Below are 15,045 nucleotides of genomic sequence, written 5' to 3'. Positions count from 1 at the left end.
CACCTACCCTAACGCACTAATCAGCGTTGCAAATGTACTCTGAGCAGCAGACAAAACCTGAGCTGACGCTGTATACGACTGCTGGTATCGCAATAAATTAACCGCCTCTTCATCTAAACTGACAGCAGAAACCTGATCGCGGGCAGCAATCGACTTATTCATAATGGTTTCGCTCGCATCCATATTCGTGGATAACGTTGCAGTTAAACTACCTACTTCTGTTACCAAAGAAGAAAATGCCGAAGTGAAAGACTTACTCCCTTCCACTGTATTTTCAGTCTGCAAGTTTGCTAATTTCAAACCATTGTAATTATCAGACTCACCATCCGAATTAAAAGTGATTGAAAACGAATCACCTGCAACTGGAGTGCCATCTAAGCTAATGTCATATCCTGCATCTTCGGCAAGACCTGCCTGTTCCAATAAGTTTGAATAATCAGTTATACCTGTCAAGGTTGCCAATACAGTGCCGCTACCATCTCTTATCTCAACAGCATCACTCGCAGTGAAATACAATGACTGGGGCGCTGCACTATAAAGCCCCCCTGAAGTGGTGAATGCGGAAGTTGAAGAGTCAGTATTGGTAATTGATGAAATTGAAATAGCCACATCAGATAGGTTGGTACTAGCACTTGATACGGCAATTGGCGCCGAAAGGGCTAAGTAATCTCCAGAACGGGCCGTCATTTTAATTGATTCCGCCGCATTTTTAGTCGGGGCAAACTGATAACGATCACCCAATGCATAACTAGGTAATGAGTCAAATGATATTTCTACACCAAAACCATCCACTTCATAATAGCCATCTGATGTCGGAGTTGCTGTAGCCGTATCAATAGTTTCAGACTCACTGGTCACATTACCATCCAAGTCGTAAGTGACTAACTTGAACGTTGTAGATGACATCATCTCAATTTCGTATGTATCCGTAGTGATTTCACTTGAAGCGCCTGCAGTGACACGAACCTCAACTCCAGAATCCTCATTGCTATTTTTAGCATTTGCACTAACTTCTATTTCAGCGGTAGAAAACAGGTTAATGCCATAATCACCATTTGCATCCAAACCAAGTTGGTTTTGCTGATTCATTACATCTGCAAACACCAACGCTTGTTGCCCCAGCATACGCTCCGCGGTTGTAATGAATTCATTTCGAAATTCCACCAAACCACCAATAGAACCGCCTAACTCATCAGTCGGTATATTCAGCTCATATTTACCAAAGTCGAGCTCAATCCCCAGTTCACCATCAGGATTATTGGTATTGGACGTTAGACGAAGTTCGTTATTGGTACTTTGTAATACCAAAGGCTGCCCAGATGCTAGGTTGACAGTCATCAATTCGCTGTCATCGTAATTTACTTTTATGTCTAAATACTCTGATAGCTCTTTAACCAGCTGCTCTTGTTGATCTCGTAGCTCGTTCGCGGAGCTCGAAGTCGTCGTTTCTAGTTTATAAATTTGTTTATTTAGGTTAGCAATCTGACTGGTCAGGTTATTTATAGCGTCAACACTACTTTCTAACTCTTCATTAGCAAGTGTTCTTTGGTCTGAAATATAGTTTGCTAAATCGTTGTACTGAGATGCCAACTGCTTAAAATTCGAGTAGGCGTTTGAACGAGCAGCAGTATCTGTTGGATCAGCATTCGCTGTTTGCAAGGCACTAAACGCATTGTCTAAATAGGTGCTAATGGACACACTGTCCTCACCTATGACCGCGTCAAATGATGTCATCATGGAGTGATAGCTTTCATAAAAGCTGTAGCTAGAGGTATCGCTCCATACTTGCTGGTTGATGTATTGGTTAACTATGCGGTCTGTGTTTTGGATTAAAACGCCACCACCAGATTGGCTCACTGTTGAAGTAGTTTGGCGGCTGTAGCCTTCTGTATCTACGTTTGCTGTATTTTGACCAGTCGTGGTGATACGAGCCGTGCTCGACTGCAACCCAGATAAACCTATGGAATAAAGACTCGCCATGTTATTAACCTCTCAGACACGAAACGCTAGCGCGCATATTTCTATATCGACTTGAGATGCAATAACTTTACCAAAAGTACAAGAGCGAACTAAAAACTCGCTCAAGGCATTGTTATAGAAGGGTTTTGAACCACTTACTAGATAGAATATTAGTAATCTTATCTGCGTAGTTGGGGTCTGTGGCATAGCCACCTTTTTGCAGGTAGGCGGCAAACATTGCCGCATTATCACCAGCCTCTAGTGCTTCTTGATAACGTTCACTATTTTTCAAGAAATCTGCGTAGTCTTCAAAGCTTTGCGAAAAAGAGTCATACGCTCGAAATGCCGCTTTCTCCCTTTGAGCCACCCCCTCCTTGAATTCTAAGGTGCTTACCAAAGCCTTATCCCCAGACCAGCGATGGTCAGCCTTAATACCAAACAAGTTGTAACTGGGACTACCATCCGTTTTTGCCATGGGATATTTCCCCCAACCAGTTTCTAGCGCGGCTTGGGCCAAAATAGCTTTGGGATCAACCCCTAGCTGTTCTCCTGCTTTTTGTGCATGCGGCCATAGTGTTTGCACAAAGCTATCTGGGGAATCAAACGCAACATCCGTTGCTTTTACCTTAGCCGCATCCACTACTTGTTGTGCAGACTCTGTATAGTCTTGAGCTGCCCGCTTCGCTACCGCACGGACTCTCTCTGCATCAAGAGTCGACAGATTGCGCAGAAAACTTGCCTCTGAATCCAAAGCACCGTATTCGGCCGAGGATACATCTTTCCCCTTACCCTGAAGCTGTCGCACCAATGATTCGGCCAAGCCAATACCACCAGCATTAGCCAATGATTGAGCCAGTTGCGAATCCATCATTTCGGTATATTGTTTTGTTTGGGCGCTATCAAACAACCCTCCACCAATATTTTCATTGGCAGATCGCATATTCTTAAACATCATATTGATGAAGATTGCCTCAAACTCTTGAGCCACTTTCTTCAAGGCCGCATCGGGGTCTTGCTGAGCTTGAGCTTTCAGGCTTACTAAAGAGTTAAAGTCTGCGAAAAAAGCATTATTATCGATTCGACTCATATATCCCCCCTAATGAATCGCTTAAATGACCACTAAATCGGCATTTAACGCACCAGCTTGCTTCAGCCCTTCAAGAATAGCCATCACATCACCAGGCGCTGCTCCTACTTGATTAACAGCACGAACGATGTCATTCAAAGATGCACCTTGATTAAAAACAAACATATGGCCACTTTCTTCATCTGTTTCAATCTCCTGTCGTGGGGCAAGCTCTTGCCCAGCCCCCGGGAACGCACCTTCAGGGTTAGCATTAATCGTCACGGTCAGACTGCCGTGAGTCACTGCAGCAGGTGATACGGTCACATCTTGACCAATAATGATGGTGCCTGTGCGTGAATTCACAACAATCTTCGCCCTTTCACGACCTAATTCAACATCTAAGTTTTCAAGAATCGACAGAAAAGTCACTCGTTGCGAAGGATCACGAGGCGCCGTTACACGAATTGATGTGGCATCAAGAGACTGGGCGACACCGGGACCTAACAGACTATTAATCTTATCTGCAACCTGCTTCGCAGTAGTAAAGTCTGGTCTATTAAGGTTGAAGGTAAGGGTATCCCCACGGTTGAAGCTGTTCGCCACCGCTTTCTCAACACTCGCACCATTAGGAATCCTTGCTACAGTTGGCGTAGTAATTGATTGACGAGAACCGTCTGTACCACCAGTTCCCAATCCTCCGACCACTAAATTACCCTGTGCAATAGCATAGACTTGACCATCGGCACCTTTTAAAGCTGAAAGCAGTAATGTGCCACCCTGAAGACTACTCGCGTTTCCCAAAGAAGAAACGGTTACATCAATAGTCTGACCTGGCTTTGAAAATGGTGGCAACGTTGCCGTTAGCGAAACCGCGGCCACATTATCTGAGTCTGTATCCGCCCCATCCGGCAAATTAATGCCGAATTGGTTCAGCATGCTAATGAAACTTTGATTAGTGAAATCCGTATCATCCCCTGTGCCATTCAAACCTATGACTAGACCGTAGCCAAAAAGTTGGTTATCACGCACACCTTCTACGCTTGCAATATCTTTAAGGCGCTCCGCCGAAGCAAGCCCTCCCCATAAAAGCAAAGAGAGTGTTAAGAACAGGGTTTTCATACACTAGAATCCACGTAGTAATTAAAATGGCCACCAACTCGTATTCAGCGCTCGGGTTAGCCAACCTTGCTCGCTACCAGCAGCCAGCTCACCAGTACCTGAATAAGCAATTCTCGCATCCGCTAACCTAGTCGACTCAACGGTATTGTCTGAGCTTATATCCGCTTCGCGAACTAGGCCAGATAAACGAATATACTCTTGCCCGCGGTTCAATGTAATCCACTTTTCCCCTCGTACAGCAAGCAGCCCATTAGGATACACCTCATAGACCGTTACGGTAATACTTCCACTTAAACTGTTACTTTGGTTCGCGTCTGCGCTACCAGAGAAGTCGCTATTCATTCCCGGCAAGCTAGTATCTAATCCAACTGGAATCCCTAAAATAGTTGGATTTTGAATCGTTGCCGAAGAAGACTTAGATACAGAAGCGCCGTTAGATTTAGTAGAGCTGGTACTTTCAGATAAAGTAACCGTTAAAATATCACCTACTTGACGTGCTTTCTTGTCACCAAAAAACACATCCCCCATTCCAACCTGATAAATGCCGCCATCACTGTTCTGCGTGTACTGTACAGAGGGCTGAATCACCGGAGCATAATATGGATCATCCGATACAGGAGCGGGTTCGACAGCTGCGCAGCCGACCAAAAACAAAGGAAATAATGCAAGCAAGTAACGCATAAGAAAGACTCTTTATAACTGTTGGTTAACGAAGCTCAACATACCATCAGCAGCTGCAATGACCTTTGAGTTCATTTCATAAGCTCGCTGCGTGGTAATCATATTCACCAGCTCTTCGATAGAGTTCACATTAGAAGACTCAAGCATACCTTGGCTCAAATAGCCTCGACCATCAATTCCTGGCACACCTACCACAGGCGCACCGCTCGCAGTTGTCTCTTGGTAAAGGTTGCTACCTAAGTAATTTAGGCCGGAGGCATTAATAAAAGTAGCTATGTTTATAGCCCCAACCTCTTCTGTTTCTGTCTCGCCAGCTCTTAACACTGATACAACACCATCCTCACCAATGGTGATTTCTACGACATCTTGGTCTACCGTAATGCCTGGCTCCAATACCAAGCCAGTTGAATCCACTATCGTACCTTCACTATTGAGCTGGAATTGACCATCTCGCGTGTAAGCAATAGTCCCGTCAGGTTGCTGTACTTGGAAAAAACCACCACCTTGAATGGCCACATCCAATTGGCGATCCGTAATATTGTAATCGCCTTCTTCAAAATTCTTTTGTGTGCCTGTTACACGTACACCAGCCCCTAACTGCAACCCGGAAGGCAACTCGGTATTCTGCGAAGACAAACCACCTGGCGCACGCAGTGTTTTGTATAGCAAGTTTTCAAAGACTGCTCGGTCTTTTTTAAATGCCGTGGTCGATACGTTAGCCAAGTTATTCGAAATAACAGCCAATTGTTTGTCCATCGCAGACAAACCTGTTTTAGCAACCCATAGAGCTGAATGCATATCGTACTCCTTATCTCTGAATCACGCGGTTGTGTTAACTACGCTCAAGAATTCGTGCCGATGCGTTTTCATTTTCACGCACGGTGTTCATAACTTTAATGTTCATTTCAAATCGACGAGACAGCTCCATAATGCTGGTCATTTCTTCTACCGCATTAACATTACTGCCTTCTAGGTACCCTGAAATCACTTGCACTGCATTATCCTGCTGTAACTGCTCGCCACTTTTTGTTCGAATCAAGCCATCATCACCTTTCACTAAAGCTTCAGGCTCAGCGGACACAAGTTTAATTCTGTTCAAAGCGGTTATTTGAGTACCATCACCACCTTGGGGAATAATGGAAATGGTCCCATCTTCACTGATATCAAGATCATCTAAGGGTGGGAGAAATATTGGCCCTGCAGCGCCCATCACCGGCAATCCAGTGCCTGTCACCAACTGACCTGAAAGCGTCAGCTGAAGATCACCAGCACGGGTATAGGTTTCTTGCCCACTACCATCCAACACAGCAATAAAACCATTATTTTGGATAGCAACATCCATCGAGCGTCCAGTATTTTGCAAAGGCCCCATGTCAAAGTTAGTGCCAGGGTTCTCTGTCATGGCATAGACACGTGAGGGGTAAAAGTCACCATTTACCTGCATAGACCGAGCCTGTTCAAAGTCCGACCTAAAGCCTGTAGTCGAGACATTGGCAAGGTTATTTGCATGAATAGTTTGGGCATTCATGACTTGCGTACCACCACTCATTGCTAAATACAGCGCTCTATCCATAGTTCATACCCACGATTAAAAACGGATTTAAAACAAATAATAAATAGTGTGTAACAAATAGTGTGCCAAGTCTGAAAATTGCGTTTTTCAGACATAAAAAAGCCCAGCATATGCTGGGCTTTTTTTAACACTAGTAATGATTAACGTAGGTTGATAATCGTCTGAGTGACAGTGTTTTCAGTCTCTAAGGTCTTAGAGTTAGCCTGATAGTTACGTTGGGCTTCGATGAGTGCTACCAACTCTTCTGTAAGGTCAACGTTGGACTCTTCTAGCGCACCACCTTGAATGCTACCGAACGTGCCGGTATTAGGCTTGCCGACATTTGCCGCTCCAGACTCAGAGCTTGCCACCCAAGCTGTATCACCTGCAGGCGTCAAACCATCTACGTTATCAAAGTTAGCCAAAGCTATCTGCCCAAGCACAGCCGTTTGCTGATTGGTATAACTCGCTGTCAAGAAACCATCTTCATCAAAGCTAACCCCTTGAAGCTCACCTGCTGCATAGCCGTCTTGACTGAACGTATCTGAGCTAGATAACGCATATTGAGTCGACTCACCCAGATCAATGTCCAATGTGGCAGCCACATTAGTTGGATCCCAGCCAACAATACTTAGCTGTGTAGGACTTGCTACAGCATAAGGCGAGTAGCCGACATAAGCACCTGTAATATTACCTTGGGAATCGAATTGTACGACCGTATCTTCCGTCAAGAAGGGAACTTCGTTACCTGTAGCAGGGTCAGTGTAAGTCGATTCACCATCCACGGTGATCTTCATTTCCCAAGTATTATCCTCACCTTGCTTAATGAAGTAGTAACCTATGGTGTGAGTTTCACCAAGAGCGTCGTACACAGTATTTGTATTACCGTATGTGTACGTCTCAGGATCCGTTGGATCAAAAGACTGTCGCGCAAAATTATCAGGTGTCGAAAAGTTCGCTGTGGTTAATGTGTTATTAACCGTTGCACCACTTGCTAATGTGCCAGTAATAGTAAAGTCGTTCGGCGCACCTGGAGCAACAATATCACCACTCGTTGGCTCTGTAGAGTCTGAGTATATTGGCGCAAACGCAGTACCTGAAGTAGTACCATCCGCATCATCAAAAGTCACATATGTTTCTGGCAGCCAATTTGCACCAGTATTATCAGTCAACTCACCGTCAACCGTAGCATAAACCTGATAAGTATTAGGTGTTTCAGCCTTTGCATAGTAGTAGGTTACCGCATGCTGTATACCTGCACTGTCCGTAACATTCTGAGTTTGTGTGTAGGTATACGTATCAGGATCACTTGTATCAAATGTTGAAGCAATATAGGGCGGCACATCCTCTAAACGGGAATCCAAGTTTGACTCTATAGTCACCTCTGTACTCGCTTCTGGAGCGATACGCTCTGTTGGAACAACCAAGTCCTCTAAACTACCACCGATAACGCCATTTACAGCATTGTAGCCCTGTACATAAGCACCATCATTAGTAACTAAGTAACCCTCTTCATCAAGCTTAAAATCACCCGCTCGTGTATAGGCTTGAGTACCACCCACATCAATAACGAAAAAGCCAGTACCGTCAATAGCTAGATCCAGGTTATTATCTGTGTAAGAGATATTACCCGCTGAGAACTCTTGCGCGATATTGTTTACACTAACACCACTACCAATAGTGTTACTGCTCCCCGCACCGATGACACTAGTGCTGTACAGATCACCAAATTCAACCCGAGACTTCTTAAAGCCTGTTGTATCTGAGTTGGCAATATTATTACCAGTTGTGCTGAGATAGTCAGCGGATGCTTTGATACCTGAAAGTGCTGTATTAAAACCCATTGTATTTTCCTCCGCTAACTGACGATTTCAATCTCGTCACTAAGTGCTAAACTGCCATAACCTTGAACATTAAGTGTTGTACCATCTGCCCCATTAATAGTGACGCTATTAATTCTCGCAGGCAGCTGGGTGCTTAATGCTGTCACCTCGCCATCCGCATTACGCGACGTCACACTAAATGAATATTCACCATCCTCAACCACATTTCCATCGCTATCAGTACCATCCCAATTGTAGGTTTCATCCGTCAAGGTCACCGTTCTGACAACTTCATTGTCTGAGTTGAGTATCTTTAAAGTATTGGTTTGAGCATCATCTGGAAACTCAGTTTTCACTGATACCGAGCTACCATCTGTAACAGTCGCCGTGTCGCTATCAACATATACTGATTTGCCCACCAATGTTGAAGCAGTTAACGCTTGGCTAGACATCAGAGAGTCAGACATTGCAGACATTTGTGTCGCCATTTCAGTCAGGCGTTCTAGGGAACTAAACTCTGCCATCTGCGACACCATGTCCCCTGTATCTTGAGGCTCAGTAGGATCTTGATTTTTGAGCTGCTCAATATAAAGCTGAAGAAACACATCCTGATTACCAATACCATCAGAACTCTCTGTACTAGTAGTGGTTGATATTCCTGATTTCGCTTTCGCCTCATCCGTCCCATATTGGGATATCAAACTTGAAAGCGCTGAACTTGTACTTATATCAGACATCGTCTACCCCCTTAGGATTGACCTAAGGTCAACATTCTCTGCATCATGCTTTTCGCAGAATTCATAATTTCAACATTGGTCTGAAATGAACGTGATGCAGACATCATATCGGCCATTTCCTCAACAGGATTTACATTTGGATAGAACACATAGCCTTCTTCATTAGCCATAGGACTATTTGGCTCGTAACGAGGCTCAAGCGGTGCATCAGATTCAACAATACCTGCCACACGCACCCCCATACCAGACGCGCCTGATGTCATATCCTCAGAGGCATTCCAACCACTTTCACGAAGCGCATCGGTCATCATTTGCTCAAAAACAGGCTTACGAGCACGGTAAGTTTGATCTGCAGAACTTGCTACACTGTCAGCATTGGCAATGTTGCTAGCAACGGTATTCAAGCGCACTGTCTGTGCACTCATTGCTGAACCGGAAATAGCAAAAATGTTATTCAATGACATTGTTATTGTCCCCCAGTCAGCGCTTTCTTCATGCCGCTGATTTTTCTATCCAAAAACATAAAGCTAGTGTCGAATTGCAGCGAGTTTTGCGCAAATTCCGCTTGTTCACGCTGCATGTCTACAGTATTGCCATCTAATGAAGGCTGACTGCCATTTCGGTAAAGTAAGTCATCATCCTGAGCAAAAGAGCTTTCTGCAGCAATATGCTGATCATCATCTCCTGCTAGTTGCATACGATCTCGTTCCGCTGACAGCATTGACTCAAACGAGATATCACGCGCTTTGTAGTTCGGTGTATCTGCGTTGGCAATGTTGTTTGCTAACACAGAGGCGCGTGCAGTACGAAACAGCAACATCTGATCGTGTCCCGCAAACGCATCTTGAAAAGAAATCGACATAAATACCTCATTTCGACAGCAACAACTTATTTGATCTAAATAAAGCAAAATAAATGCCAGAAATTAAAACCATTAAATATCAATAACTTATTAAAAATAAATACAAACCTGGCAATAGGCGGCAAACAAAAAACGGCAACTTATTACTAAGTTGCCGTTTTTAAAGATAGCAAAGTATAGCGTGTTAGCTATTTCGCTTTATAAACAATACCTGGGTGGCATTGAACGATATCAAACATAGAAGACAAACCGCTTAGCGCCTCAGATCCACCTAAGAATAAGTAGCCGCCAGGATTTAAAGATGCATGCATTCGCTTAAGAATGTCTAGCTTGGTTTCTGCAGTGAAGTAAATAAGTACGTTACGGCAGAAAATGACATCGAATTTTCCAAGCGTTGTAAATGAGTCAATCAAGTTAAGATGTTTAAACTCTACCCTTGAAGAGATATGAGGCTTCACTTTCCAAACAGAATCGCTCAATTTCTCGAAGTAGCGATTTTGATTATCAGGACTCAAACCTCGAGCAATAGCCAAACTGTCGTATTCCGCTTGCTTTGCATGCTGAAGAATATTTGTACAAATATCTGTGGCAATAATTTTCTCGCCCGGCTTAAGAGCACCAGGCTTGAGCTGTTTGTACTCTTCAAGAATCATACTAATAGAGTAAGGTTCTTGGCCAGTTGAAGACGCCGCCGACCAAATACGAACGGGACGTTTATCCATCTGGGGGAGAATCAGCTCTTTTAAAATTTTAAAAGGGTGACTATCTCTGAACCACAACGTCTCATTCGTCGTCATGGCGTTGATCACTTCTTCACGAAGCTTGGAGACTCGTCCGCTTCGTTCGAGTGCGGCAACCAACTCTTCAATTTTCGTGAACTTCTCTCGCTCTAGCAGTTTGCCTAAGCGACTTGCCACAAGGTATTGTTTATTATCACTTAAAGAAATACCGCTTTCTTTCTCAAGATACTTTCGAAAGCGGTCATAACCTTGAGGAGAGATAGAACCAGAACTACTTAGCATGCACACTCCTTACTGCGGATCAATGACACCAAAGCCATTACGCTTCTTCGGTTGCCGCAACCGTCTCAATAGCGATCCTAGCAAGTTCGTCAGGTTGGAATTTAGCTAAGAAGCCGTCCGCTCCCACTTTTTTCACCATCGCTTCGTTAAATACACCACTCAAAGAAGTATGTAACAATATAAACAGATCTTGTAAGCGGCTATCATTTCGGATCGCTGTGGTGAGTGTGTAACCATCCATCTCAGGCATTTCAATATCTGAAATAATCATTGAGAAGTGATCCGTTACATCAACACCATCAGCCACTAAATTCTGAAGATAAGTAAGGGCTTCTTTACCATCACACAATACAGTCGTAGCAAAACCAACATCTTCCATACAGCGCTTAATCTGCTTACGCGCTACGGATGAGTCATCCACAATTAAGATATGATGTTGCTTCGCATTTTCTTGAATATCTTCTGTAACAATACCAGAGGAAATATTCTGACGAGTAGGAGCAACTTCTGACAGGATTTGCTCAACATCGATGATTTACACCATTTCTTTATCAACCTGACAAACTGCTGTGAGGTAGTTGTCGTTTGATAAACCTTTTGGAGGTGGCTGAATATCACTCCAGTTCATATTGACAATTCGCTCTACACCACGCACCAAGAAACCTTGAATACGACGGTTGTATTCGGTAATGATCACAAAGCAATGCTCAATATTTTCGATTGGACTTGCACCAGTTGCTAACCCAAGATCCAAAATTGGAATCGTGCCGCCACGAATGTGCGCAACCCCTCGTACAACAGGACTACTGTGAGGCATGTTAGTCAATTTGGGGCACTGCAACACTTCTTTTACTTTAAAAACGTTGATGCCATAAATCTGCTTTCCGTTTAATCGAAAAAGCAATAATTCAAGACGGTTTTCTCCGACGAGTTGGGTTCGCTGGTTTACGCTCTCGAGAACTCCGGCCATAAAAGCCTCCTAAAATATGCGCTCTGTTATACAGGGAGAAACCCTATTGTTATGAAAATCTCTCATCAAATGATAGAGTCATTTTGTTATTTTTTCTAACCCTAGTCGATATCCATGGAGATTAGCGATGGGCCACATCAAGCTTATATCCATATTACTTCTTTTTCTCCCCTGTTGGAGTAGCGCGTCACAAATAGAAACTCAAATAGAACAATTCATCAAACAGGTTGAGTACAAAAGATTACAAAGTATCTATCCAAATGCCCGAATTGAAATAGGCATCCAGAATAAAGCAGCACTGAGTTACCTGCCAGAATGTGATCATGATGTCATTATAGACAATCAGCGCCCAGAAGCCGTCAGCAGGACCACTTATTCTCTCGAATGCCGTAACCCGAATTGGAAGTCTTATGTCCCTGTGACACAGGAAATATTCATCGAGGGCATTAAAGCTATCGCCCCCATTCAGCGCGGCGGTGCCATTACACCGCAAAATACAGGCATAGGTGAAGTCAATCTAAATACTATTAGAGGACATCTTTACACCAGCTCAAACCCTCCTTACGGTCTCATGGCATCAAGAAATATTCGTATCAATACATTTTTAACAGACCAATTAACAGAGCTCCCCGATCTTGTGAAAAAGGGCAGCAACGTACTCATTACCGCTCAGAGCGGCGCAATCTCAGTTAAAATGAACGGCACAGCCCTAGAAGATGGGGTAATGGGACAACAAATACGCGTTCAAAACGTAAGTTCTGGTCGAATAGTGTACGGAAAAGTTGTCAGTGACTCAGAGGTTTTAGTAAACTATTAGTATCGAACGCTTGCTATCTTCAGTTAAAAAATAGTTCGAACTTTTTCCTAAAGTTCGAACGAGTATGACCGATAACTGAACTAGCGGACTAATTCTGGAGGCAAGTAACATGGCAATTAATATTTCTGGAGTAGGTACTCAGCCTACCCTATCAACAAATAAAAACGATAGAGTTCAAAAAGATGAAGCAAATAACGCTTCACAGTCGAGCTCAGTAAACAGCAAAGAATCCTTGGCAGAAGATACTGTTCAGTTGAGCAGTGTTGCGCAATCGCTGCAAGCAAAAGGTTCAGATAATGAATCTGAGGTAGACATGGATAAGGTTGAACAAATCAAGCAAGCTATTGCTGCAGGTGAATACAAGATTGACACCGAAAAGTTAGCAAGCAGCATGCTTTCGATCGACGAGTTGTTTGCCTAACTCAACTAGGATCTTCTCATGATTCCGCTTGCCCCGCTGTTTATTCAAATTAAAGAGAACCTCGAACGTTTGTCCGAGGTTCTTTTGCGTGAGCGCAGTGCTCTAGCCACTGCTACGCCAGACGATATACTCCAGTTAGCTTCAGAAAAGAAATCATTGCTAGATGCAATCGATAGCGCTAACGCTAAACGTCAAAGCATGCTAATAAAGTTCGGGGTTTTGCACCCTAAGCAACCTGATGATAAACAATTCTTTGATTGGCTTGATCAGCAAGACAATATGGAAGATGTTAAATTACTGATTGCTGAATGTGACGAATTGCTGAATGAATGCAAACAAGCCAACCAAACCAATGCACGGGTATTGTCTACTTTACAAAGGCGCAATAAAGCTCTGTTTGAAATGCTCCAAGGACATAACCGTAAAAACAAAGTGTATACCTCTAACGGTAACACCAAGCCCGTGAGTAGTAAACACACCATTGGTCGTGCCTAGGCCTCTCTCTTCCATAAATTCCTTTATAGAACAGCTAGCTATAGAACTTTGGCTTGCCTGATAACGTATCGCTGATATAATCCTCGTGGCGTGTCTCCATAGGTAAACGGGATATACCTGCCGCCTCCTAAGCGGCTATTCCAGGTTCGAGTCCTGGTGGAGACGCCACTCTTTCAATTTATACAGCTATGGGCGCATCGCTTCCACCATTTGCACAAATTGCTCAACCCCTTGGCTGACTTCTTCCAAGCCTTTGGAAACATTGCTAATACTTTCTTCTCCATGCATGGCAATACCTGATACTGCAGTTAATGCCGTATCAATCTGCTTAATCAGCTCATGGTTAAAGTCCACAACTTTTGTAATTTCTGCGGTCGCGTCGGACGTATTACTCGCAAGCTGTCGTACCTCATCAGCCACCACAGAAAAGCCCCGTCCAGCGTCCCCAGCCCTAGCCGCTTCGATGGCTGCGTTTAGCGCTAACAAATTGGTTTGATCCGCAATTGAGCGAATAGTCACAACAATGTCGGCGATACTTTTAAACTGCTCCATAAGCTGCTCACCAACACGTGTCGCCTCCGAAACCTGCTCTGCAATATTATGTGACGTATCAACTGCTTCACTGAGTACTTGCACAGCATTTGATGTGATCTGACTCGTTTGCTCCGATGTTGCAGCGGCCATTTCTACTGCGCTCATTGCTAGACTCACTCGCTCGGTGATATCCGATGCAAATTTAATCACCTTATGAACTCGACCTTTGTCATCATAGATAGGGTTATAAGTTGCTTGGAGCCACAGCACGTTGCCACTTTTATCGATACGTTTGAAACGCCCATGAGATAGCTCGCCATTAGCTAGCTTTGACCAAAAGTCAGGGTTCTGACGATAAAACTCATCATCACAAAACATTCTATGGTGCTGACCAACCACTTCCTCATGACTGTATCCAACCACATTAAGGAAGTTCTGATTAGCGTCTAGAATGGTTCCATCAGGCTCGAAGCTGATGACAGCTTGAGACCGGTCTAGAGCTTCAAGTATGGCATTTTTATTACTCAAATCCTGCTTGGTTTTAGTGACGTCGTTACAAATCTTAATAACTTCTGTCACCGTTCCTTGTTCATTTTTGACAGGGAAATAATTCGCTTCAAGGAATAAGGTATCGCCGTTTTTGTTGAGTCTCTCATAGGTCCCGCCAAAGGCATGGCCACTAGCAAGGTCGGACCAGAAGCTTCGATACTCATTTGACTCAACATATTCCGGTTTACAAAACATTCGATGATGCTTACCAACGATTTCTTCTAAGGTATAACCTACTGCGGCTAAGAAAATTCCGTTCGCATTGAGTATGTTTCCATTAGGATCAAATCGTATGAAAGCAGTGTGAGATCGTATCGCATTAAGCTCACGTTTAAGTCTTGTTAATTCCTCTTGATCTGCCGTCTTAGATACCTGCTGGTTCTTTTTATTTCCAATCGAAAACATAACTTCCCCCGCTCAAATGAGTCCCTTTTGTCA

General features: G+C 43.8%; 15 protein-coding genes, 1 tRNA gene and 1 pseudogene. 4 read left to right on the top strand and 13 right to left on the bottom strand.

The window, feature by feature from the left end; translation table 11 throughout:
- Positions 1–3 precede the first annotated feature (3 nt).
- From flgK to C8D85_RS10300, 12 genes and pseudogenes are all read right to left on the bottom strand, one after another.
- Positions 4–1,980 (bottom strand): flagellar hook-associated protein FlgK, encoded by a 1,977-nt coding sequence (gene flgK / locus C8D85_RS10355; protein WP_133562374.1) that lies wholly within the window; start codon positions 1,978–1,980, stop codon positions 4–6.
- A 112-nt stretch (positions 1,981–2,092) separates the two neighbouring features.
- A complete protein-coding gene (flgJ, locus tag C8D85_RS10350) occupies positions 2,093–3,046 on the bottom strand; it encodes a flagellar assembly peptidoglycan hydrolase FlgJ (protein ID WP_133562372.1) in 954 nt (317 codons plus the stop codon).
- A gap of 21 nt (positions 3,047–3,067) precedes the next feature.
- Positions 3,068–4,144 carry a flagellar basal body P-ring protein FlgI gene (locus tag C8D85_RS10345; protein ID WP_133562370.1) on the bottom strand — a complete coding sequence of 359 codons (1,077 nt, stop codon included), beginning with the start codon at positions 4,142–4,144 and terminating at the stop codon, positions 3,068–3,070.
- A 21-nt stretch (positions 4,145–4,165) separates the two neighbouring features.
- On the bottom strand, positions 4,166–4,825 hold the full coding sequence (gene flgH, locus C8D85_RS10340; protein WP_133562368.1) for a flagellar basal body L-ring protein FlgH: 660 nt from the start codon (positions 4,823–4,825) through the stop codon (positions 4,166–4,168).
- 12 nt (positions 4,826–4,837) lie between these two features.
- Complete coding sequence (flgG, locus tag C8D85_RS10335) at positions 4,838–5,623, bottom strand: flagellar basal-body rod protein FlgG (protein ID WP_133562366.1); 786 nt, start codon at positions 5,621–5,623, stop codon at positions 4,838–4,840.
- A 34-nt stretch (positions 5,624–5,657) separates the two neighbouring features.
- Complete coding sequence (gene flgF / locus C8D85_RS10330) at positions 5,658–6,398, bottom strand: flagellar basal-body rod protein FlgF (protein ID WP_133562364.1); 741 nt, start codon at positions 6,396–6,398, stop codon at positions 5,658–5,660.
- Positions 6,399–6,538: 140 nt separating this feature from the next.
- Positions 6,539–8,221 carry a flagellar basal-body rod protein FlgF gene (flgF, locus tag C8D85_RS10325; protein WP_133562362.1) on the bottom strand — a complete coding sequence of 561 codons (1,683 nt, stop codon included), beginning with the start codon at positions 8,219–8,221 and terminating at the stop codon, positions 6,539–6,541.
- 14 nt (positions 8,222–8,235) lie between these two features.
- Positions 8,236–8,937, bottom strand: coding sequence for a flagellar hook assembly protein FlgD (locus C8D85_RS10320; protein ID WP_133562360.1), 702 nt, complete (start codon positions 8,935–8,937; stop codon positions 8,236–8,238).
- A gap of 11 nt (positions 8,938–8,948) precedes the next feature.
- Positions 8,949–9,401, bottom strand: coding sequence for a flagellar basal body rod protein FlgC (flgC, locus tag C8D85_RS10315; protein WP_133562358.1), 453 nt, complete (start codon positions 9,399–9,401; stop codon positions 8,949–8,951).
- Positions 9,402–9,403: 2 nt separating this feature from the next.
- Positions 9,404–9,799, bottom strand: a complete 396-nt coding sequence (gene flgB / locus C8D85_RS10310; protein WP_133562356.1) for a flagellar basal body rod protein FlgB — start codon at positions 9,797–9,799, stop codon at positions 9,404–9,406.
- A gap of 188 nt (positions 9,800–9,987) precedes the next feature.
- Positions 9,988–10,821: a CheR family methyltransferase gene (locus C8D85_RS10305; protein ID WP_133562354.1), complete on the bottom strand. Its 834-nt coding sequence runs from the start codon at positions 10,819–10,821 to the stop codon at positions 9,988–9,990.
- Positions 10,822–10,858: 37 nt separating this feature from the next.
- A pseudogene (locus C8D85_RS10300) lies at positions 10,859–11,791 on the bottom strand (chemotaxis protein CheV).
- A 127-nt stretch (positions 11,792–11,918) separates the two neighbouring features.
- Between C8D85_RS10300 and flgA the strand changes: the two are divergent.
- From flgA to C8D85_RS10280, 4 genes are all read left to right on the top strand, one after another.
- Positions 11,919–12,608: a flagellar basal body P-ring formation chaperone FlgA gene (gene flgA / locus C8D85_RS10295; RefSeq protein WP_133562352.1), complete on the top strand. Its 690-nt coding sequence runs from the start codon at positions 11,919–11,921 to the stop codon at positions 12,606–12,608.
- Between the two features lie 109 nt (positions 12,609–12,717).
- Positions 12,718–13,029 (top strand): flagellar biosynthesis anti-sigma factor FlgM, encoded by a 312-nt coding sequence (flgM, locus tag C8D85_RS10290; RefSeq protein ID WP_133562350.1) that lies wholly within the window; start codon positions 12,718–12,720, stop codon positions 13,027–13,029.
- Between the two features lie 18 nt (positions 13,030–13,047).
- On the top strand, positions 13,048–13,524 hold the full coding sequence (locus tag C8D85_RS10285) for a flagella synthesis protein FlgN (RefSeq protein ID WP_133562348.1): 477 nt from the start codon (positions 13,048–13,050) through the stop codon (positions 13,522–13,524).
- 92 nt (positions 13,525–13,616) lie between these two features.
- Positions 13,617–13,692 (top strand) — tRNA-Arg (locus C8D85_RS10280).
- Positions 13,693–13,710: 18 nt separating this feature from the next.
- On the opposite strand, the gene C8D85_RS18200 is transcribed toward C8D85_RS10280, so the two are convergent.
- Positions 13,711–15,012, bottom strand: coding sequence for a methyl-accepting chemotaxis protein (locus C8D85_RS18200; RefSeq protein WP_133562346.1), 1,302 nt, complete (start codon positions 15,010–15,012; stop codon positions 13,711–13,713).
- Between the last annotated feature and the right edge of the window lie 33 nt (positions 15,013–15,045).

This window comes from Marinomonas communis, assembly GCF_004363305.1.
In the GTDB taxonomy this organism is placed as follows: Bacteria; Pseudomonadota; Gammaproteobacteria; order Pseudomonadales; family Marinomonadaceae; genus Marinomonas; species Marinomonas communis.
The sequence above is the reverse complement of the archived record's forward strand: the minus strand, read 5'-3'. Positions and strand labels throughout refer to the sequence as shown.